At 43.8% G+C, this 22,471-nt stretch carries 15 protein-coding genes; 9 read left to right on the top strand and 6 right to left on the bottom strand.

Features of this window, described 5'->3' with window-relative positions:
• The 5 genes from V7R35_RS17885 to V7R35_RS17275 form a co-directional block, all read left to right on the top strand.
• A partial coding sequence (locus tag V7R35_RS17885) for a hypothetical protein (protein WP_131138255.1) occupies window positions 1–85 on the top strand: 85 nt, incomplete at its 5' end.
• Window positions 86–644: 559 nt separating this feature from the next.
• Window positions 645–1,985, top strand: coding sequence for an alkaline phosphatase PhoX (locus V7R35_RS17290; RefSeq protein WP_334016126.1), 1,341 nt, complete (start codon window positions 645–647; stop codon window positions 1,983–1,985).
• A gap of 512 nt (window positions 1,986–2,497) precedes the next feature.
• On the top strand, window positions 2,498–4,576 hold the full coding sequence (locus V7R35_RS17285; protein ID WP_334016125.1) for a S8 family serine peptidase: 2,079 nt from the start codon (window positions 2,498–2,500) through the stop codon (window positions 4,574–4,576).
• 172 nt (window positions 4,577–4,748) lie between these two features.
• The gene (locus V7R35_RS17280; protein WP_334016124.1) at window positions 4,749–5,333 is read left to right on the top strand and encodes a hypothetical protein; all 585 of its coding nucleotides are present in this window, start codon (window positions 4,749–4,751) and stop codon (window positions 5,331–5,333) included.
• 403 nt (window positions 5,334–5,736) lie between these two features.
• Window positions 5,737–8,187: a S8 family serine peptidase gene (locus tag V7R35_RS17275; protein ID WP_334016123.1), complete on the top strand. Its 2,451-nt coding sequence runs from the start codon at window positions 5,737–5,739 to the stop codon at window positions 8,185–8,187.
• Window positions 8,188–8,321: 134 nt separating this feature from the next.
• Here V7R35_RS17275 and V7R35_RS17270 read toward each other — a convergent pair whose 3' ends face one another.
• The 6 genes from V7R35_RS17270 to V7R35_RS17245 all read right to left on the bottom strand — a co-directional run bounded on the left by V7R35_RS17270 (window position 8,322) and on the right by V7R35_RS17245 (window position 17,087).
• On the bottom strand, window positions 8,322–8,951 hold the full coding sequence (locus V7R35_RS17270) for a response regulator transcription factor (RefSeq protein WP_334016121.1): 630 nt from the start codon (window positions 8,949–8,951) through the stop codon (window positions 8,322–8,324).
• Complete coding sequence (locus V7R35_RS17265) at window positions 8,948–9,628, bottom strand: sensor histidine kinase (protein ID WP_334016130.1); 681 nt, start codon at window positions 9,626–9,628, stop codon at window positions 8,948–8,950. The genes V7R35_RS17270 and V7R35_RS17265 overlap by 4 nt, the downstream gene beginning before the upstream one ends.
• Window position 9,629: 1 nt before the next feature.
• Entirely contained in the window at window positions 9,630–12,758 is a 3,129-nt protein-coding gene (locus V7R35_RS17260; protein ID WP_334016120.1) for a protein kinase domain-containing protein, read from the bottom strand.
• Window positions 12,759–12,838: 80 nt separating this feature from the next.
• Window positions 12,839–13,666 carry an FHA domain-containing protein gene (locus V7R35_RS17255; protein ID WP_334016118.1) on the bottom strand — a complete coding sequence of 276 codons (828 nt, stop codon included), beginning with the start codon at window positions 13,664–13,666 and terminating at the stop codon, window positions 12,839–12,841.
• A 10-nt stretch (window positions 13,667–13,676) separates the two neighbouring features.
• Entirely contained in the window at window positions 13,677–14,519 is an 843-nt protein-coding gene (locus V7R35_RS17250) for a DUF6689 family protein (RefSeq protein ID WP_334016117.1), read from the bottom strand.
• Window positions 14,520–14,609: 90 nt separating this feature from the next.
• On the bottom strand, window positions 14,610–17,087 hold the full coding sequence (locus V7R35_RS17245; RefSeq protein WP_334016116.1) for a S8 family peptidase: 2,478 nt from the start codon (window positions 17,085–17,087) through the stop codon (window positions 14,610–14,612).
• Window positions 17,088–17,527: 440 nt separating this feature from the next.
• On the opposite strand from V7R35_RS17245, the gene V7R35_RS17240 reads away from it, so the two are divergent.
• The 4 genes from V7R35_RS17240 (at window position 17,528) to V7R35_RS17225 (ending at window position 22,406) form a co-directional block, all read left to right on the top strand.
• Entirely contained in the window at window positions 17,528–18,463 is a 936-nt protein-coding gene (locus V7R35_RS17240) for a hypothetical protein (protein ID WP_334016115.1), read from the top strand.
• Window positions 18,464–18,513: 50 nt separating this feature from the next.
• Entirely contained in the window at window positions 18,514–19,566 is a 1,053-nt protein-coding gene (locus V7R35_RS17235; protein WP_334016114.1) for an aldo/keto reductase, read from the top strand.
• A 113-nt stretch (window positions 19,567–19,679) separates the two neighbouring features.
• On the top strand, window positions 19,680–20,834 hold the full coding sequence (locus tag V7R35_RS17230; protein WP_334016113.1) for a Na/Pi symporter: 1,155 nt from the start codon (window positions 19,680–19,682) through the stop codon (window positions 20,832–20,834).
• Window positions 20,835–21,218: 384 nt separating this feature from the next.
• Window positions 21,219–22,406: a hypothetical protein gene (locus V7R35_RS17225; protein WP_334016112.1), complete on the top strand. Its 1,188-nt coding sequence runs from the start codon at window positions 21,219–21,221 to the stop codon at window positions 22,404–22,406.
• The last annotated feature ends 65 nt before the right edge of the window (window positions 22,407–22,471 follow it).

Here is a 22,471-nt window from a genome sequence, read left to right as displayed (position 1 = left end):
TGCGATGGAAGAAGGTCTTCGTTTCGCAATCCGTGAAGGTGGTCGTACAGTAGGTGCTGGTGTTGTATCTAAGATTCTAGACTAATCTAGACTTAGCAACATAAGCCCAAAAAAGCGCACTTAGGTGCGCTTTTTTTATGCCTTTTTGTAAGTGCGTGAGTGTATGCCCTCTGAAACACGCCGTGAACCCGTCCGTGGGGGCTCCTACACCGCATCCCTGCGGTGTAGGGTTTCAGAGGACATACACTCACCCCCTTCTGCCACATAACAGAAAGCTTTGGAGAGAGAAGAGAACACGCGGTGAATCCATCCGCGCTTTTGTATTAGCAGCTTCGCAGCTGCATCCATGCAGCTGAGAGTTCTAGATTGAATAAGCGCCACCCCTCTAGCATTTATAAAGCTTGGTAGGAGAGGAGGGAAGACGCCGTTAAGTCATCCCAGTTTTTATGTAAACGCTCCGACACCGCATCCCTGCGGTGTAGGGTTTCAGAGGGCATACACTCACTTCCTTCGAAATCTGCACAACAGAAAGCTTTGGGGGAGGAAGGAACACACCGTTAACCCATCCGTATGTTTGTTACTCTGTAACAAAATTGGTGTATGCTTGTGATTCTTTTCAGTAAGTGTGTCAGAGTGGATTAAGTATGATTTCTCGTCGTCAGTTTTTAGTGGGTTCGCTAGCATTTGGTGGTTTGGCAGCTAGTGCATTTGGTAAAAAAATTGATGTTTCTACTATGCCGATAAGCCAAGGCTATGGCGCGCTGGTATCAGACCCCAACAAGCTGTTAGACCTTCCTGAAGGGTTCAAATACAACATAATATCTAGTTTCGGTAATACTATGTCAGATGGCCTTCACGTGGCTGATAGAGCTGATGGCATGGGGTGCTTACCTTTACAAGGCAGTAGTGAAAAGGTGGTGCTTGTTCGTAATCACGAGCTTCATCCAAAGCATATTCATACGCAGCCAAAGTCTATCCAACAGCATACGTCATCGCTTGCCTACGACACTTACAAAAGTGGCACTGCATTGCCTGGCGGCACAACATCTATTGTTTATAACCTTAAAACGCAAACTGTAGAGCGTGAGTTTGTAAGCTTAACGGGAACAGTACGTAATTGTTCTGGTGGCGTAACGCCATGGGGAACATGGCTTACCTGCGAAGAATCGGTTGATAAAGCATATGGGAAGGCAGGTAGTGATCATGGCTATATTTTTGAAGTGCCGGCAAACGCATCTTCAATAACCAACCCACAGCCTTTAAAAGCAATGGGGCGTTTTAATCATGAAGCGGCTTGTGTCGACCCTAAAACAGGCATTGTGTATCTCACAGAAGACCGTGGAGATAGTCTGTTGTATCGTTTTGTACCTAAGCAGTATGGCAAATTAGACCAAGGCGGTGTATTGCAAGCACTTGTCGTAAAAGGTCGCTCACAGTTCGATACGCGAAATTGGGTATCTAATGAAATGCCACTAGAAACATGGCTTACTGTCGAGTGGGTTACGCTTGAAAACCCTGAAAGTCCACAAGATGACCTGCGTAAACAAGGCTATGCAAAAGGTGCTGCATTGTTTGCCCGAGGAGAAGGAATTCATTGGGGCAATGGTGAAATGTATTTTTGCTGTACTAACGGTGGAAGAAAACAGCTTGGACAGGTAATGCGTCTTGTACCCTCTGAATCTGGCAAAGATGACAAGCTACAGCTGTTTTTGGAAAGCCAAGATAAAAATCTCTATAACTTTGGTGATAATTTAACGGTATGCCCTAATGGACATCTACTGGTGTGTGAGGATCAGTACACCGATGTTGTGGATAATCACCTTCGCGGTGTAACACCACAAGGAGAGGTGTATAACTTTGCAAAACTGCATGTGCAAACTGAATTGGCTGGCGCTTGTTTCTCTCCGGACGGCAAAACGCTGTTTGTGAATGTGTACTCGCCAAGTAAAACACTCGCTATTACAGGCCCCTGGTTATCTAGCTAAAGAGTGAAGCATTCTTTCTTCGCTTTATTACCAAGCGATAGTGTATATGTCTAATACGAAGCTTTGATAGGAAAAAGCTTTTAGAAAAATAGATTTATATCGCTTTTCTGTTTTTTCGTGCGTACTCATACTAGCCCTACTGAAAACAAGGAGCGCAATATGAGCACGATAATTAAAAACACCCTATTAAAGCCTTTTTCTTCAAGCAGCCGAAGCACATCGGTAAGTGGTTCGCAGCAAATAACTAGTCAATGCAACTACACGAATAATTATTATGGCGACCAAGTATGTGTGGAAGTAAGGTCTTCAAAGCCATGAGTTAATTTTATGGCCTTCAAAAAAACAGTGCAGTAGTAATTACTACTGCTCACTAACTGAAGGTTAACACGTCTGTAATTTTACAAATCGTTTACATATAGGGGTTACTCCCTATGTCAAAAAAATGTCGTTAGGTGACTATAAACCGGTTGAAGAAATGAAATTCTAATAAAATATAAAAACCGGAGAGCTCAATGAAATCTACATTGTTCAAATCATCACTACTTACTATGGCGCTAGCAGCTAGCGGGCTTGCACATTCTGACGCGTTGATTGGGCCAAATCTTACCGAAGCACTCACTAATGGCGACAGTACTTACAAAGTTATCGTTACTGGTAAAGACAAAGCGGGTGTGTCTGCCTTAATGCAAGAATTGCATGTACCGTATTTGGCGTTGCAAACTATGCCAATGGTTGGTGCAACACTCACAAAATCTCAAATTGAAGCACTGGCTGCAAATCCCAACGTAAAAAGCATTTATCAAGATGTGCCGCTTGAATATTATAACTACACATCGGGCGAGATTACTGGCGGCCACATTGTTCACGATACGCTGGGCCTAACCGGTAACGGCGTAACGGTTGCCGTGCTAGATTCAGGCGTAGATGCGACACACCCAGATTTACAGCTTGGCGAAACAACAGTTGAAAACGTGAAAATTGTTGGCGACTTAGACTTGCTTGGCGGCATTAACGTATTCGTTGAAAAAGTACCAAATAGCGATACTTCTTCAGGCCACGGCACACACGTTGCAGGTACGGTAGCGGGCACAGGTGAAGCATCTAAAGATGACAGCCGCCGAGCGAACGCGGAAGATGGTATCGCGCCTGAAGCCGGCATTGTTGGCCTAGGTGCAGGTGAAGGTCTCTCGATTTTATATGGTCTATTGGGCTTTGACTACGCAATAGCCAACCAGGACCGATTAAGCATAGACGTAATTACAAACAGCTGGGGTGGTGGCGATGGTGCTAACTTCGACCCTAATAACCCTATTAATGTGGCATCTTATGAAGCGTACCGAAATGGTATGGTAGTCAGCTTCGCTGCATCTAATTCTGGTCCAGACGAAAATACCCTAAACCAGTATGCCATTGCGCCATGGGTAATTAATGTTGCGGCAGGAACAAGCGAGAAGCTATTAGCTGACTTCTCTAGCCGAGGCGTAGCTGATGTGGAATATAAGCAACCTGACATTACGGCACCAGGCCAAAGCATAACGTCAACACGTGCGCCCAATACAGTCATCGGTGCAATGGGGCCAGTTATTGATCTAAATAATCCATCGTACGCGCTTTACTATCACACTATCAGTGGTACTTCTATGGCTACACCGTTTATTGCTGGTGTCGCTGCACTTATGTTGGAAGCAAACCCTGATTTATCACCAGATCAAATTGAATCAATCATGATGGAAACCGCAGAGCCAATGCCAGACTACCAACCACACGAAGTGGGTGCTGGTTACATCGATGTGCCTGCTGCTATTCAATTAGCTATGGAAACGACAGGCAACATGCGTGCTTTTATGGACGGTGACACAGTTTGGTCAAGCAAAGGTGAATGGACAACGATTGACAATAATGATGAAAAGCTAAACTACGAAGGTACATGGCGTGAGCTTGCAATAAAAGACGCGTATGAAGGTTCGATAGAAATTGGTACTTCTACATCGTCTTCTGTAAGCACTGTTGTAAACGGTGATCGTGTGCGCTTCACCATCGTTACACGCAGAAAACGTCCTGGTACCGTTGAGTTTTACGTAGATGGCAAGCTAGTTGAACGTGAAGTTGTTCACGTTCCGGGTACCGATAAGTTTAATCCAGGTTTTGTCACTTTTACTTTAGATAATATGGGTGAGGGCGCACATAATGTTGAATTGGTCACGCGCTCAAGAAATATCGCTCTAGACCGCATTGAAGTAGATGGTTCTTTCCTTTCGAACGATGTTGTGTTCTCAGAGCGTACACAGTCGGACGAAGGTCTAATGGGGCCATCAGCTGAAAACCTTGAGATACAAGAACTTCCGCTCGAAATTCAAGCCGGCGATACAAAAATTGAGTCAACACTATCGTGGGACGCGGTAGCAGACTTAGATTTTTACCTTGTTGATCCTAACGGTGAAGAAGTTGCTTCTAGTGCTTCGCTAGCAAATCCAGAAAGCCTGGCATTCGAACCTACTATGGCGGGTACCTATCTGCTACGAGTAACTGGTTTTATAAGCGTAGCGACACCGTTTGCAATCGAGACAACGGTAACAACCGCATCAAACTAAAAATAGAAAGCGCTATATAGCAGCTTTTTCAAGCCTCGCAGTGAAAACCGCGAGGCTTTTTTATGCGCGAACTAGCGTAGATATAATCAGATAGGGGGAACTCCCCATAGATAGCTTTACGGTTTAGAACAATACTGAATGCTCAAGAGGTTATAAAGCAGTAGGTGATGTTATGAAATTAGCAAGCATGTTGTTCCTAGGTTTATTCTCATTAAATTCTTTTGCATCAATTATATACAAATTTGATTTTGACAAGATAAGTGCGGTTAACGACCAGAATCAATTGGTGTGGGATTTTTCAGGATACTTGTCTTACAACGCAAAGTCCGATGTAAACACGCTTAATTTTTCTGACCTGTTCTTTACCCTAAACATTTATGACTTTGGCGGCCAGAGCACGTCTTACGACATTTCATACACAGACTACATGGGTGATGGCTGGTTTGCGCAGGGTGACTTGTATGTTGAAAACTTGATTGACGAAGTGTTCGGTAACAGCGCTGGCGAAGGATTCGGTTTTGAGTTTGTAAACGATACAGCAAACGATCTTTACTATTTTGATACAGGCATCTTCCTTCCAAATAATTCGACAAACGATACATGCTTAACCTTCGGAAGTGATGTAGCGTGCGCCGGTAAATTGATTTCAGTAAACGTGCCAGACGAATACTACGCCCAAGTAAGTGCGCCTGCCACACTGTCTATGTTCTTTTTAGTGGCGATTGGATTAGTACTAAGAAAAATGCGCGACGAATAGTTTTTGTTCCCGTTGTTGGACGGTTCCCCCAATCATTCCACCATGGTGATTGGTTATCCCTTGCCCTCACACATGTGAGGGCTTTTTTTGTATACGCTTGAGCAAAATGTTTACAGCTCACTTTCAGATTAAGAATAAGCCAATTGACAAGGCTTCTCTAGATAGCTTGCAAGTGGAGACTTTTAGTCTTTCATAACCATTAACTGCGCTTCTGCAAGCGATTCATATCTTCAACGTTAAACAATTCGCCTCTTATTTTTCATTCTAATGCGTTGAATTTTAGAGTTAATTTTTCAATGTAAAAAATATGTGAAGAAAAGTTGGTGCTTTGGGGGTAACCCCCCATAGAGAGAAAAGGCTGTTTAAGAAATACTCAAAGCGTACTTGAAGAGAGAGGTGTACTATGAAGTTCTTAAGTAAAAAATCAGTTTTAGCAGCAGCCGTTTCATTCGCACTACCAGCAACTATGGTAAACGCAAAAACGTTCCATGAGACGCTTGCAAACAATCTAGCGGAAGCGCCGTTAGAGTTACACGAAGTAATTGTGACTTTTGATAATGAAGGTGCAGTTACAGAAAGCCAACTAGACGCTATCCATGCGCTAGGTATTACTGGCGGTGTTAGCATGCACAGCTTGCCAGTGGTGGGCGTGCTTGCTACTAAAGCGCAAGTAGAAGCGCTATATCAACGCGACGACGTTGTTTCAGTATGGAACAACGACAAGCTTGAACTTGAAAATCACGAAGCAACGAAACTTACTGGTGTTCAAAAGTTACGTGGTGATAGAGATATTCGTTTGAATGGCATGCCAGTATCAGGTAGAGGCATCGGTGTTGTAGTAAACGATTCTGGTGTAGATGGAACGCATAGCGATTTGTCATATCCAAACCACGTAGTGCAAAACGTACTTGCGCAAGTAAACCTAAGAGGTTTTAGCGGTGTACTTCCAATTACCTATCAAGAAGGTGTAGCTAACACAGATATTCTTGGCGGGCACGGTACGCACGTTGCGGGCACAGTAGGTGGCAGCGGTATGAGAAGCGATGGTATGCACGCAGGTGTTGCACCGGGCGCAGATATCATTGGTTATGGTTCGGGTGCTGGCCTATTCATCCTTGATACCATCGGTGGCTTCGATTATGCACTAACCAACCAGTTTACATACGGTATTCGTGTAATTTCTAACTCATTCGGTCAAACAAGCGATGTTGGCACAGACTTCAACCCTGACCACCCAACTAACGTGGTAACGAAAGACTTAGCAGACAACGGTATAATAACAGTGTTCTCTGCGGGTAACTCAGGCCCAGGTGAGTCAACGATTACTGGTAACTTTAAAAAGGCGCCATGGGTAATCACAGTGGCAGCGGGTGATAAAGACGGCAACCTTGCAGATTTCAGCTCACGTGGTGTTGACGGTAAAGGTGGCGAAGCGGTTGTTGATGGTGAAGTATTTGTATGGGAAGACCGCCCAACAATAACAGCACCAGGCGTAGACATTATTTCTGCACGTGCATCACTTTCAAGCCTTGGTGGCCTAAGTGCACAAGACGATGCAGACATGATTGCTCCTGAGCAAGTGCCGTTCTACACAGTATCAAGTGGTACATCAATGGCGGCTCCACATGCGTCGGGTATTGTTGCACTAATGCTTGAGGCTAATCCAAACCTTCAATGGCGTGAAGTGAAGTCGATTCTGCAGGAAACGGCTACGCCAATGGCTGGTCTTGCTGAATGGGAAGCTGGTGCTGGTTACGCCAATGCTTACGCGGCAGTAAAAGCAGTACTTGACGGTGTTGAGGTATATGGCGATACGGTTAAACAAAACCGCGAGTTCAACGCATTCGCAAATGTTACTGAAGGCGATTCTTTCTCTACGGATGTAACGTTCCTTCCTGTAGGTGAGTCACCAGCAGAGACGTTTGAAGTGCCAGAAGGCGTGTCTATGGTAATTGCGAACGCATCTATTGAGACTGGAACAACGTTTGTACTTGAAGATCCAGCCGGTAATACTTACTCAGGTGGAATTGGCTTGCCAGTTCTAGGTTCTTCAACAGGTACTGCCGCTACGGGTATGCCTGGTACGTGGAAAGTGTACATGAGAGGTATTGGTTGTATTGCTGGCGCGTGTATCGACCCGCTAGGCGTTACTAACGGTGCAGGTGTACCGGGCACTACAACAGTAAACATTCGCTTTCTTGAAACAGCTGGTTTTACTGGAATTGACGACGCTGTAGGTCACGTAGCACAAGAGTTTATTGAGAACGTGGTTGCTAATGAGCTAATGGATGCGAAGGCAGACGGCTTTAAGCCAGATGACGCACTAACACGTGTTGAACTTGCCGATACATTAGTACTAAGCGCAAACGTACGTCAGGCTCTGAAAGGTAATGAAGCTTCTTTCAACGATGTTGACGCTTCTATGGCAGCAGCGGTTAACTCTGTAACGCAAAAAGGCTCTGTTCTTAAGGATCTTGATATGGTAAACGAAGCACTTATGACATCAGACGGTGAATTCTTCGATGCGGCAGCGCCAGTATCACGTGCAGAAATGGCATATTCAATGGTACAAGCACTAGGTTTGGAAGCTGATGCAAAAGCGTTCGACGCTGATAAGGTGTTCGCTTTGTTCAGAGGTGAAGAGGTTGAAGTTATCGACGCTGACCTAATCCCTGCTGACCTTAAAGGTTACGTTCAGCAAGCGCTGGCAATGAACCTAATGACAGTTGAGTATGAAGTTGTACAGAAACCTTTCAGCTTCGAGACAGAAACAGTAGCGAAATTTAATCCATCTGCATCTATCTCGCGTGGTGAGGCAGCGTTTATTATCACTCAATTCGATACTAAGCGATAAAAAATAAAGGGTAGCGATTCGCTACCCTCTTTTTTGTTTCGGGAAAAATAATAACTAAAAGGACATAGCACCTCGTTAATGTTTTAGATATTACCCGGTTATGACAGCTTTCCAGTTAATACTTCATCATTAACTTATTCAAGTAGGCCGGCTTTGCCGGCCATTCTTATTAGCTCAGCAGAACTACTCAGGTCTAACTTTTTATAAATATTGCTTCTGTGATTCTCAGCAGTCTTTAAACTCATATCTAATAGCTCAGCAATTCTCTTACTTGTATTGCCAGCCGCCACTAAGAAAAATACTTCGCGCTCTCGACGAGTAAGAACGCTCAATGGCGAAATATGCTTCTGGCACTGTCCATCTTCACTATTTTCTTCTGTGTCAGGAAAGCATGTTTTCCCCGCCGCTACCTTTTTGATGGCGTCGACTAAACTTTCGCCTGATGACTCTTTTAAAACGTAGCCTTTTGCCCCCGCATCTCGCATAGCTTCAACATATTCAACTTCGTTGTGCATAGACAATACAAGTATTTTAGCCATACTTCTTTGCGAAAGTATTTTATCGATGGCCACTAAACCACTCATGCGCGGCATCGATATATCCATTAAAATGACATCAGGTGAGTGCTTTAGTACGGATGCAATTAATTCAACGCCATCGTTACACTCGTCTACAACGCTAATGTGTTCGTTGGCGTTAAGCATCTGCGTTACGCCTTGGCGCATTAATACATGGTCGTCTGCAATTACAACGTTTATGGTCATATTGGTACCGTTAATGTAGTGCGCGTTCCCTTCCCAGGTGCAGAAACAATTTCTAAATTTGCACTGAAAGCCGACGCTCTATCCTTGATACTAGAAAGTCCTATTCCTGGCTCGATAGTTTTACTATCAAAACCTTTGCCGTCATCAACAATATCAAGCCTCACGATATTATGGTGAAACCCAAGTGTGATGACGATCGTTGATGCTTCACTATGCTTGATAGTGTTAACTAACGTTTCTTGCGCAATACGAAAAATAAGTATGCTTATCTCTTTGGGGATCTCAGAGGGAAGCGTAATATCACTCGTATAGTTAATGGGTTCATCTTCCAACAGGTTTCTACACAACCAGTTCAATGCCGGCTTTAAACCTAAATCATCAAGAATAGTAGGGCTCATTAACCGAGACAGCTGTCGTACGTCATGTAATGCCATCTCGGAAATGCCGTGAAGTGTTTCTAATTCAGGAGATTCTTTAGATAATGCCTGTAGGCGACGTGTAAGCCCCGTAAGTAGCTGTCCAATGCCGTCGTGTAGTTCTCGAGATAGTTTGGCTTTTTCGGATTCTTGTTGTGCCCACAAGCGCTTGGCAAGTTGCTGTAAGACGGCTTGATCATCATCTAGGCGCTGCTTCAGTGCGTCTTGTAACGCGCGGATATCTTCCAGTGCTTTTTCCACATCACTCAAGATAGGCCTTCCTGTAATTTTTAGCTTGATCTTCAGTCATGCCACTCAGCCACTGAGAGGTAAGCTGAAGTTGACGAGCTTCATTGCCGGGTATGATTGAATAATAGATGTGATTTCGCCAATATGCATCATGAAGCGTAATTTGTTGTTCTAAAGTATATCGTGCTTTTTCATCGCCCGCTTTTGCCTTGATATAAAGCCACTCGAGATGAGGCTGATAGAAACTGGTTTTCATTAATTGCGACGATTTTTTCATTGCATCACTGTTAATGTCCAATGCCAATCGCTGTTGCATATCAAGTAGTATTTTGATTTCTGTAATAACCGGGATGTTGGTTGTGTCAACTAATGCATTGTAAACCTGACTTTCATCGTTAACTGGACTTACAGTGTGATGCGTCAGCGATAAATTGAGCCATTGATAAACAGCGTATTGTTCATGACTTTGTGGCGAAATATCGCCTTCTATTTTTTTCAACGTGTCTTCGGTACATTGCCAATCAGCAATTTTTAAACAGGCCTCAGCTTTCCACAAATTAATCTCTACGAATGCACGCAAGTCACTATTCTCTTGTGCAAGCACCTCTGCGTTCATGATATTTTCAAAGGCTTCTTTTCGGTTACCAGTCGCAAAGTGCAAGAAGCTATAAAGCAAGTAGTTGTACATCCTTTCTTGCTCGTTCTCCTTGGTAATATTATTTGCTACTTTTGTTAAGTAACGCGTTGCTACGGTATTGTTGCCCTTTACTAAGCTAAGTTGTGCCAAATTTTGATAGGTTCGCAATAGGTGCGACTTGTCACCATTTTGCTCAAAAAGTGATAATGCCTGCTGCCAGTATATTTCTGCCAGCGAAAGGTCACCTATAAGGAAGTGCATATAGGCAACGTTACTCATGCTCTCTGGTTGCAGCGATTTGTCATCAATTTGAACGCGTAGGTCTAACCCTTTTTTGTAGTAGGATAATGCGTCTTTATACAAGCCTTGCTCTTCATATAAGAAGCCGAGTGAGTCGTGTATGTGGGCTTCTTGATGCAAATCACCCAACTCGTGCAGCAGGGTCAGCGCTTCTTTCAATGCACTCTCTGCGTTTTCATAACGTCCATTCATAGACGTTGCAAGTGCTAGGTTGGCAAGTGTTTTTGCTCTTTCAGATGGCTGTGTGTCAGCACGTCTAAGCATCAATGAATCCTGGAAATATTTAATCGCGGTCTCATTTTCTGCCATTCGCATGTGCGCTACGCCGAAGCCGTTAAGCACGAGGCTTTCACCGACGGTATTTTTAACCCTTCTGAAAGCCACCAGTGCTTTTGTGAGCGTGTCGCTGGTGGCGGTTTCTATATCGCCATTGATAATTTGTAGGCGAGCAAGCTCAAACCACAATTGTCCATCGTTGGGTCTTAACGAAATGGCAGCTGAATAGTCTGCCATTGCGGCACTGTCATCGCCCGCCCACTGATGAATGTCGGCACGTGTGGCTAGCAAATCTGCACGGTTAGGATACGCGGAAACGAGTGCATTTATTGCTTGTTTGGCAAGCTGTAGGTCATCGTAAATTTGCGCTCTTATTAAGGCAGATTGCAATGTCCAATACTCTTCCAGTTTGGGTAAATTATCCAGTTGATCTAACGCTTTTTTCGCTGTTGCGAAATCGCCTTGCTCAATTGCTAAATTTGCTTTTGCTACCCACCCACCTGGATAATCTGGCGTCGTTGAAATTATGGCGTCAACGCTTTGCGATGCCGATAGCATTTCACCTTTTTGCCATGCAATATCTAGTGCCTGCAAATAGTCGAGGTTCGGTAATGGTTTATCTGTATTCAACGATGAAAATAGCGTGTCTATTAATTCATTAGCAAATACAGTCAAATCTTCGGGCAATGTGTTTGCAGAAACAGATGCTGATGTTGAAAAGATAGGTTGATTAGCAGGCATAGACAATACAGTGGCATGCAATAAGTATGATTGACTAGTTGTCGGTGTTGCATCAAGTAAAAGTAGCGTATCCGCTGCTAAGATTGCAGCTAAATCAACGCGTTGAGTGTCATTTTCGGCCGGATTTAATGCAAGGTTATTAATCAGATCAAGTGTTTGCTGTTGCGAGACTAATGCTATATCGGGATGCGTTGATAGCGGGTATCGCAGCAGTTCAGAAATGGTGTCTAACAAAGGATAGTCCGGATGAGGTAGTATCACCATTTGAACAGGATGATCAGCAGCCATTTTTTCGATAGGCTTATTTAGCAGCGGTAATGCCAGATATACTATGATGCCTACGAATAAGATAACGCTTGTTGTTAATATTGTGAGAATCGACCGTGTGCTATCGGTCTTCTCTGTGGTAAGCGAGTGAAGAGCAGGGCGGTTGTGTGGGTTTTTTGCCGTTAACCGGCTTATTAGGCGTTTTTGATTAAACTTCCACAATAACTTGCTAGCGCTAAAGCGACCGCCTTTTACGTGTAAGAACATGTCCTCAAGTACTTTACCTGCGCTGTAAACGTCAGACTGCTCATTTGCAATACCCGTATGTAGAACTTCCGGGGCGGTATATTGGTGGTGACCGCTAGTTTGAGAAAACATATTGTCGTTTTGCCCAATGCCAAAGTCTATGAGCCTTAAGTTATTTTCCGCATCAACCAGTATATTGTCGGGTTTTATATCGCCGTGTTTTATACCTACTGATTGACACGCAGAAATAGCTTCAATTAGCTGCCCTCGCCAAAGATCGAAGTCGGCTTTGCTAATGCCTTCTTGTATGCGTTCGTACAGTGGCTCACCAGAGACAAACTCCATGGTGAAAAAGGCTAAATCACCGTCGCAAAATACATCGTGCACACGAATAATGTTAGGGTGTTGTAACTGGCGGGCAATATTCACTTCATTGCGAAGTATTGTCATTTGATGCGGATCTGTTACGCACCCTTCTATGACCTTAATTGCTATATCTGTATCAAGCAGTTCGTCTTTAGCAAGGTATACCAGACCTTGAGCGCCTTGCCCAAGTCGGCGTGTGATCCTAAATCGTTGAGACAGCATAGCGCCTTCTTCAAGCCTTGGACCTGAAAAAAGATTTGCTGTTTGTAGTTGTTCTTGTGCTGACGAGGGTAAATCTGGCCTATTCAAAGGCAACTCCACAATTATTCAACTAATGTCTTCGTCGTCTCCTCATACTAGGGGGCGATCTGACTTTTATTATTTTTATTTTAGCTTATAAGAGACAGTTTATGCTCAATTGTGTGGAATAACAAACGCAGTGAAATTAGGTTAGCAAGCGAACGAGCGAACTCTATGTCAGTTTGCGTGAAATACATTCTGTTCTTAGTTGAGTCAGCATATAACACACCTACCGGTCTATCGTTTACGACCACAGGTACACTAATAGCTGCTTGAATCCCGTATTTGATAATACTGTGTTGGGTATTAAAGTCGTTCTCGGCAACAATATTACCAAGAGCAAGCACGTCACCTTGTTCCATGCTACGTTTTATTATTGTCCTACTTCCAGTAAAGCCATCACCGTTCATCCAAGGCTCGTAACCTACGCCCAGTTGAAATTGGCTTATATTGTCGAAGAGTAATAGCGAAGCTCGTTCGCAACCTAACGATTGAGTTAAACATTCTCTCGCGAGATGCACGAGCGAAGCGCTACTATCACAATGCTGAAGCTGGCTTTGGTAGCGCGATAGTTGCGTTCTACGCCACTCTCGCTGACTGTCTAGTTTTATGACGTTACTGTAATCTAACGGTTTCAATTCACATGACACCGGTCCTAGATGCAGATGCTGTGCCTTATCTAGTTTTAACTTCTTTATGGGTTGGCCAAAAGAAAAGCATCCGGTGGAACTGATGTCGTCTATGTACCAATTTTTATCGTTGTCTGCGTTAATCAACGCGTGAGAACGTGAAACCTGTGGATGATCAACAACAACATCAGACTCCAACGATCTACCTACACTGTAATCTCTTCCTTCAAACAGTAAATGTTCAGCAACAGTTCCATCGTGCTGCTTTATTGCAACCTGTAAAGGCATGGTTGAGGCCTTATAGAATACGTAAGCTGTAGCGTAAAGTTTTGAGTTGCGTTAGTAACTCGCCTTGTACGTTCACGATATCACCGCTTGAACGCCACACATTTGGTAGCTGTGCCCCATCTGCATTTTCAGCCACTGATATTGCGTGGTCCACAATTACCATCGCAGCTGCATAGTCTAAGCCTGAGACTGCATGCGCTATGTTTGACACGCTTGCGTCAAGTGCAGTGTATAACGCAGCATCAATACTATATTGATTCGCTGTTAGCGTGTTGCGTAAGTCATTCACTTTGTTGTCTATGATGGTTGCAGGGCTACGCGTATCTAACAGAATAATGAAATCGGAAAATCGTCCAGTGCTGCCTCTTGCGCGGAAGCTGCCCGAAGAGGTTAGGGTGGTAATGTCCTCGAACGTACCGTTGTCGTGCGAGGTAAATAAACGTAATGGCACCGCTGGGTCATAGTGCACCGCTTTGGTGTACAGCTCAACCATCGCTGGGCCTTCAAAGCCAAAGCCAGCGTCTGCTTTTGGTGATATTGATACCAGTACAGGAAAACCTGCAACGGCGTTTGTTAGCGTTGATGGTAAACGATTAACAATCGAAATATCGGTAGGGTCAATGAGCTCGGCTGTTATTTCAATACTGTCAGTATTCAAGCCAATGCTGTTTTCGAATTCTAATGTAAGATCAACTTCGGTAAGTAAACTTAAAGCGAGCTTTGCTTTTATTCGGTTGTCATCGATTGTGATCGATGCAGGTGAAACAACTTGAGCGTGTGTTTGTGTCGCTAACAGAACAAAGCCAATAATGGCGCAGGCTATACTTCTGAATTTCATCGCAGTTAACTTCATAGTGATGACCTCTTCAATTCTGTATAAAAAATAAACTAAAAAGGTGTCACTATCAAGGGAAATAGTGACACCTGAAGTTACTAGCTGTTTTTATTGATAATATTGTTCGAACATGCGGCCCGCTAATACTGCGTAGTGAGCGCGTGTTACAACATCGTCTGGATTAAAGGTAGCAATAACCTTCGGTTCCTGGAATAGACGGTTTTCTATTTCAAAACTTACGTTCATTAGCGAGAAGGTAAGTGCAGCTTGAACGTGACCTCTCAATTCAGCTGGGATGCTGTCTTGGTCAGCAAGTTCAACGGTCTCGCCTTGGAACTCAACCATAATTCTATCGGTCTCAGGGTCAAAGTTGTTCGCAACAGACTCTTGACCAAGCATTTGAACTAGAGCGTACGCCATATCAAGATTCGTCATACTTCCGCGCGCATCTGCAGTGCCGTCTTTGTCTAGTAAGATAGGACCTTGTACACGTGTGATATCTTTAAGAGCGCCACCGTCCACCATTACCGATTCTAAGTACGGTGCTTGGAAGTCCGAAATACCAGAAAATGAAGGCTGTTCGTCATTCAATAGGTCACGATACTGTCTAACCGCTCCGCCCATAACCGCATACTGTGCAAAGGCTTGACGAGTAAGTCTGAAGTCTGGGTAGAAGTTGCCACGAGTAGAACCGTCCATCAAACGCTCGCTGATTGCTTTAGCAATAGCATTTTCTTGAGGGTGCCCTGGAACATCGTTTAGCCCCTCGAAACCGCCGCTTTCTTCAAATGTTACTGTAACATCGAACACTTCTGGCAAACCTGGACCATTTGTTAGACCTAATGGGTCTGCTTCAACACCAGACAGTGAAGTAAGACCGAATACGTAAATTCCCCATGTACCTGGTGATGCAGGTGCTGCAACACGCATAGTAGTACCTAGTACTGGCGTTGTTAGGTTGCCACGGTACTCTGTACCGTCAGGTGCAACAAGTACAAGTTTTGTAAGGTTGGCTAATGTGCTTGCTGATGCTTTTACTACGCTCTCGTCTTCGCCCACTTCAAACTCGATGATTTCAGGAGCGCCCACTGGAGAGTAAAATACATCAAAGTTCTCAACTCTATCACTCGGTGTGATGAGCGCGTTTGCTCTGAATTTCTTGCCTTCTAGGTTGTTAACCGTCTTTTTGTGGTCGTCGTCGTGTAGTAACGCTGCAGCAACCGCAGAACGTGCATTCACATAACCAGAACCTACTTCCCAGCGCTCAAAACCCGGCATGTTTGTTGCTGTTTCTTGTAAGATACGCTTAATGCTCGCGTTATCAAGATTTGGGTTAGCTTCAAGCATTAGCGTGATAATACCCGCAACATGTGGCGTTGCCATTGAGGTACCAGAAATCATAGTGTAGAACGGCACTTCTTCTGGTGGCATTGCGTCGATATCTGCATCACCGCCATTTGCCGCCAAGTTAAGTACTGCACGCGGTGAAATAATGTCTACGCCTGGCGCTACAACAGTAACATCGTTAGACCATGTCCACTCAACACCATCTGGCGTAGTGAATTCACCACCTTCACCTTTAAGACCACGAGAAGAGAAGCCTGCTAATGTGCCGCTCTTAGTACCAGCACCTACAGAGATACCCCACGGGATCTGCGCGTACGGGTTGTGAGAATCTTCACCTGGGCCATCGTTACCCGCAGCGAATACAGATATCATACCGAACGTATGCGCTTTGTAAGATGCCATAGATACAGGACCTAATGGCTCGTATTTACCGCTTGAACCCCACGAGTTACTGATAACCTTAATAGGATTTTCAAACTTATCGTAGTTAGAGATTGCGTAATCAAATCCGCCCACGGTATCTAATAATAATACTGCCGCACCAGAACCGTAACCAATTAGGTCTGCATCTGGCGCTGCACCTACGTGCTTACCACCAGACATAGTACCTAAACCTGCAATGGTGCCTGCGACGTGAGTACCGTGACCTGAATTCAGGTCGGTATTGATCTGGTTTGAAATCTTAGGGCCTTGAATACCTGCAATAGACAGTAATCCTGCGCTTGTAATTGCTTGAACGTTATCAACTACTTTTGTGCCAAACGGCAAATCCTGGTGAGATGCATCAATACCAGAGTCAATAACTAAAACCGTTGAGCCTTTACCTGTGAATTCCACTTCGTTGCGGTTTGCAAACTCTTCGCCTTGAAGGTCAGCAACGCCTGTAATCTGACGTGCATCAGCGTTGTAAAGCTCCATTTGACGGTTCGCGAATACCGAACGTACGCCTTCGATGTCTGCGATAGCTTCGATTTGCGCCTTAGTGGCAACAACGCCGATAATTGGTAAATTTTTAAATTGAACACCGTGCGTGATGCCCAGGCCCAAAAGGTCTGCGACCTGAGTGCTTGCAAGTGGATCCATTTGGTCGTAGGTAACAACAGCCATAACAGTTTCGGTTGGTGAAAGTGTTTGTAACGTGTCAGCCATTTGAGAACCGATATATGCATCAGCAAATGATGATGCCGCAGGACTCGCTAACATAGCTGCCGTAAGGGTAGATAAAGCGAACTTTTTCATAATCTTCTCCAGTTTAAAAGGGCTGCGTTTACAACTTCGCACCAATGTCTCAAGGGACTACAAGATTGTCATAGCGTCGCAGCAAGGTACGCCTTAATACTGGCCGTTTATTTTTTGTTCTGATATAGGGGTTTCACCCTAATTGAGAAAATCAGTATGTTTTCAACGTCTACATCTAATGTTCAATAAAATTAATGCAACTTCACTTCTATGCTTAATAAAACGCTTAGTCTGTAAACAAAAAATACTTTTTCAGAAGGCGGGTAAACATGGTTTGTGTTGGGCAATTTCGATAGAGGTGGTACAGAGCTATGAAAGTCAACTCAATAAAGACTCGGTTTGTTCTTATTTCCTTGATATGCATTGTTGGTTTGATATTGCTGTGTGGTGCTCAACACATTTACGTAGCCAAGTATTCGATACACAGTGATGTGCAGTCCGTGACATCATCACTTATACAAGATGTGTCTGATCTTCGAAAGTTAGAACAATACTATCTTGCGAATAATGATGAGCAATACATTAGAAAGTTTGATAGTCAGTTAGCAAAAGTTAACGCAGCGTTTTCTGAGTTATCCACTGTTAAATACAATACAAGCATAGATAAAAAAACCACCACTATGCTTGCAGATGCACTTGAAAGTTACAGAGATGCGTTTTATCAGATGAGAAGAGCTCGGTTGTCTGATAGCCCACTTATCGATGAAGAGTTAATAAATGAACTGACGATATTGGAACATACTTTAGTGCAACAAGCTGCGCCCAATGAAACTGCTCTTAAAGAAACACTTGTAGAGCTAAAATTAATTACTCGCTCTTTTTTTGCGACGAAACTCACTAGGGACGCACAAGAAATAGATGCATTAAGCCACAAATTGTATGACCACAACCTTTATTTAAACTCGGTAATGCCAATTGAAGAAATAGACCAATATCGGGGATTGTTACTGGATTACACGGACAAATATTCATCATCAAGCAGTAAACGTAAGGTCGCTTTAAATTTTGCACTTATAGAAAGTGCCAGTGCACTTGAATCTTACTTGGTAGGGATGAACGAGCTAGCGCACCGCAAATTAGTTAAACAGCGAGATGAACTTCTGGTTTTTGTCAGCGTAGTAGCTGTTACATTACTGGTTTGCGCGTTGAGCGTGTTCATAACAAGCTTTGCGCTGTTTCAGCGTTCATTTTCATCATTAGTAACATTTTTCTATCGTAGTTTTCGGCTTCAACAGAAAATTGATTTGCGCTATGTTGAACTTGATGAATTCAAAACATTTGCAACGATGGCTAATGAATTAATAGTCGATCGTCAAAAAATGCAGATTAAACTGGCCTCGGCCGAGGCAGAGTTGGCATTAATTAAAAACGACTGAGCAAACGCTAGTCAATTATTGCGCTATTGAAACAAAATAAAGGATAAAAAATGAATTTTAATCGCTTAGGGTCAAGCGAATTACAGGTATCAGAAATCTGTTTAGGCACCATGACATGGGGCATTCAGAATTCACAAAAAGACGCCGATGAGCAAATGGCAATCGCGCTTGACAATAATATTAATTTTATCGATACCGCTGAGATGTATCCTGTTCCACCCAACGCAGACACTTACGGAGATACCGAGCGAATTATTGGAAATTGGTTATCGCGAAACACCGCAAGACGAGATGATCTTGTGCTAATGACCAAAGTGGCAGGTAGCGGTTTACGCTATATCAGAGAAGGTGAGCCCATTACCGCACAGGCTGTCAATCAAGCGCTAGATGCATCGCTTGAACGTTTACAAACCGATTACGTAGATGTCTACCAGCTTCACTGGCCAAACCGTATTACTCCTCACTTTGGCAAGCATTGGCCTGATAATACCAACCCAACCGAAGTGGACCGCGAGCAGCAACTTGCAGGAATGCGAGACATTCTAATAGGCATAGAAAAAGCACTTGATGCAGGCAAAATAAAGCATTGGGGATTATCTGATGATACGCCATGGGGTATTCATTCATTTCTTAAATTATGCAATGAAATGAATATTCCAAAACCCGTTTCCATACAAAACGAGTTTAGTTTATTACACGCCAAAGACTGGCCTTATCTTATAGAAATGTGCGCTTTAGAAGATATTGCCTATTTGCCGTGGTCTCCACTTGCAACAGGTATGTTAAGTGGAAAATACCAAAATGGGGCCAGACCTTCAGGCTCGCGCTGGACGCTTTCACAGCGTATGGGACTATTCAGAGATAAAGCCCCCGCTCGTGAAGCCACAGAAAAGTATGTACATATTGCTGCTGATGCCGGTATAACGCCATCCCAACTAGCATTGGCGTGGTGTAAGCAAGTACCAGGCGTTACATCCACTATCATTGGTGCTACAACCTGTGAACAGCTAAACGAAAACATTGACGCATTCTCAATATCGTTATCTAAAGAGGTGTTAGACAGTGTTCACGGTGTATTGCGCGAACACCCGATGGGTTTTTAAGCCTGCCCCCATTTAACACTCACTTTCTTCTGTAAAATGGCGGGGTATCCCGTCATTTTTGTGTAATAACGGCGTCATACCATTATTTTTTCTATATTGAAAAAGTGCTGTCTATGTCGATTACTCACTCTCAGACTTTAGAACCTGCTGTAATTAAACAGCTGCCCAACTGGCAACGTTGGCTTCTTCTTATTCTGCTGGTTTATATCATGTTGCTAGCTGTCAGTATGATTGGCAGTGGGTTTAAATACGCAACGGGAGACCAGGCAAAAGCGCTATTTAGTTTTGCTTCTAATCCGGTGATGGGGCTCATTATCGGTATGGTTTGTACCGCGCTTATTCAGTCATCAAGCACGGTTACGTCAATAATTGTCGGCATGGTGGCAGGTGGACTACCCATAACCATTGCTGTTCCCATGATGATGGGCGCCAATATAGGAACAAGTATTACAAACACATTAGTGAGCTTGGGTCACGTGGCGCGTAAAGACGAATTTCAGCGCGCGTTTAACGCCGCCACAATTCATGATTTTTTTAACGTTTTGTCGGTACTCATTTTTTTACCGCTAGAGATAGCGTTTGGTATTCTAGAATACTTAAGCGCTGAGCTTGTTTTACTTCTTCATACGCCGGAAGTACTTGATGTTGGTGGAGTAAACCCTATCAAGGCGGCCACTCAACCTGTCACTGACTTCGTTTCGCAGCAACTGCAGTTTTTACCCTCAATTTATCCTGGCGTGGCAAAAATTATCATTGGTATTGGCTTAATTATGGTGTCGATCACCTACATGGGCAAAATCATGAAAGCGCTAATGGTGGGGAAGGCCAAAGCACTTCTTCACAAAAGTATTGGTAGAGGGCCGCTGTCAGGTATTGCTTCTGGCACTATAATGACGGTGCTAGTGCAGTCATCTTCAACCACCACATCACTAATGGTGCCTTTAGTAGGCAGTGGCGTATTGAAAGCCCGTGATATCTACCCGTTTACGTTGGGGGCAAATATTGGAACGTGCATTACGGCGTTAATTGCCGCATTGGGTGTAGCTGGAATTAACAGTGGCCTCGCGCTCCAAATAGCGTTGGTTCACCTTATCTACAACGTGCTTGGTGTTGCTCTTATTTATGGCGTGCCCATGTTACGTAATATCCCGCTTACTCTGTCTTATCAATTGTCAGTCATTGCCGCCGAGCGCAAGGTTTACGGTGCCGCTTATATAGGTGGTTTGTTTTTCTTTATGCCGCTATGCATTATTTCTCTTACGCTTTAAGCATTCACTGCTTACTAAAAAGTAGGTAATCACGTTTAAGTGCTGACATGCAGCAACCACGTTGAAGTAGAAAATAGCTACTTGTTTTCTACTTCAACGTTAATCCTTCATCTCATTAACAGTCTTACGCGCCGCACTGTCTATTAGCTTATTAATCTAAAGTCTAAAAAAACGTCTAAAATCATAAGACTTTGGTCGCACCGGGGGGAATTTGTCGGGTAATTCTTGAAAATATACCCCACAATCGAGTTGTTTAATTAATGTTAAGTTTTCGTTAGCGGGTTGAGAGTGAATGCCTGTGCAGTTTTGAACTCTTGCTTCCTTCTAAGAAATAATTCAGACAAACGAATCTGGTTTTTATGATTTTATATACGGGAGAATCACATGTTAAAAAGAATTGCAGCATCGTGTGCACTAGTATTGGTAAACACACCAGTAGACGCTTTTGAGTTCAGCTTCAAAGGTATGATTAAAACCGAAGCGGTGACATCAAATCAGGCAGTAGCAAGTTACGGTAGTGTATATAGCCAAGTTGCACCTACTCACGCGTTACGAACTGACATTTTCGGTGGTGCACCAGCCACTGAACAACAAACAAACTTTCTTGAATCAGAGTCAACCTCATTTCAAGCTGCGCAAACGCGCTTCTCGTTAAACATGAAGCATGAAAAAATTCGTGGCGTTCTTGAGCTCGATTTCATTGATGGCGAAGATGGCTTTACCAACCAAACCGCTATTCAAGCACAAGAGCCAAGACTGCGCCTAGCCACCCTTTATTATGACTATTCGAAAAACCTGACAATTTTTGGTGGTCAAAAGTGGACAACCGCGGCCGGTATTAAATCAAGCGGCAGCTACAACTGGATTGGTAGTGCATTCCGCGCAGGAAATACAGGCTTCTTGGCGATGGAAGTTGGTGCAACCTACAAGGCTGAAAACCTGTCGATTACCGGTGCACTAACAGGTAAAGGACGAAACGCGACAGCTGGTGGGATTAACGGTAACGAGTTAGGCAGAATGCCAGGTTTTGCATTCGACGTTAACTACAAGATTTCTGGGCATACCATTGGCGCAGCAGGTCATTTTGCTAACATTAAATTTGAAGACGAGCCTAACTTTACTAGCGGTGAAGACCAAGACGCCAATTTGTTTAAGGTTTACACCATGCTTAATTTTGGTGACGTAAGTTTTAATGCCGAATACTACACAGGTGAAGCATTAAATAATCAAAACGCACTTGGTGTTGCACCTGCTTCTCGATTAAGCGCAGACGGTCAGGTACGTGATAACTTTAGTGAGTCTGGTTTCTTCAGCTATGTAAGTTGGAATATTAGCCCAGAGCACAATGTAAAAATTGGTTATGCAAGCGCTTCGGTTGATGATAGCGACCGCGACCGTCTGGGGCTTACCGAGCTACAAAAGAACAGCACGGCGTATATCAACTACGGCTATAAAATAATGACAGGCCTTACCGCTTTTGCTCAGGTAACGCACTTCGATACTGAATACGGTGTTGATAACGAGAGCTTCACGGCAGCCGTTGCCCGTGCAGGCGTTGTGTTTAAGTTCTAAAAAATCAATGTGATAAATGAAATTGTTCACTGCGCTTTATTAGGGCAGTGAGCAATTTTTTGCGT

The sequence above is a fragment of the Alteromonas sp. S167 genome, assembly GCF_036864375.1.
Taxonomy (GTDB): Bacteria; Pseudomonadota; Gammaproteobacteria; order Enterobacterales; family Alteromonadaceae; genus Alteromonas.
This window is presented reverse-complemented; position numbering and strand designations above follow the sequence as displayed.

Excerpts from the sequence above, each read along its gene's own strand:
- V7R35_RS17290 (WP_334016126.1), top strand. The coding sequence starts at position 645 with ATGATTTCTCGTCGTCAGTTTTTAGTGGGTTCGCTAGCATTTGGTGGT.
- V7R35_RS17285 (WP_334016125.1), top strand. The coding sequence starts at position 2,498 with ATGAAATCTACATTGTTCAAATCATCACTACTTACTATGGCGCTAGCA.
- V7R35_RS17280 (WP_334016124.1), top strand. The coding sequence starts at position 4,749 with ATGAAATTAGCAAGCATGTTGTTCCTAGGTTTATTCTCATTAAATTCT.
- V7R35_RS17275 (WP_334016123.1), top strand. The coding sequence starts at position 5,737 with ATGAAGTTCTTAAGTAAAAAATCAGTTTTAGCAGCAGCCGTTTCATTC.
- V7R35_RS17270 (WP_334016121.1), bottom strand. The coding sequence starts at position 8,951 with ATGACCATAAACGTTGTAATTGCAGACGACCATGTATTAATGCGCCAA.
- V7R35_RS17255 (WP_334016118.1), bottom strand. The coding sequence starts at position 13,666 with ATGCCTTTACAGGTTGCAATAAAGCAGCACGATGGAACTGTTGCTGAA.
- V7R35_RS17250 (WP_334016117.1), bottom strand. The coding sequence starts at position 14,519 with ATGAAGTTAACTGCGATGAAATTCAGAAGTATAGCCTGCGCCATTATT.
- V7R35_RS17245 (WP_334016116.1), bottom strand. The coding sequence starts at position 17,087 with ATGAAAAAGTTCGCTTTATCTACCCTTACGGCAGCTATGTTAGCGAGT.
- V7R35_RS17235 (WP_334016114.1), top strand. The coding sequence starts at position 18,514 with ATGAATTTTAATCGCTTAGGGTCAAGCGAATTACAGGTATCAGAAATC.
- V7R35_RS17230 (WP_334016113.1), top strand. The coding sequence starts at position 19,680 with ATGTCGATTACTCACTCTCAGACTTTAGAACCTGCTGTAATTAAACAG.
- V7R35_RS17225 (WP_334016112.1), top strand. The coding sequence starts at position 21,219 with ATGTTAAAAAGAATTGCAGCATCGTGTGCACTAGTATTGGTAAACACA.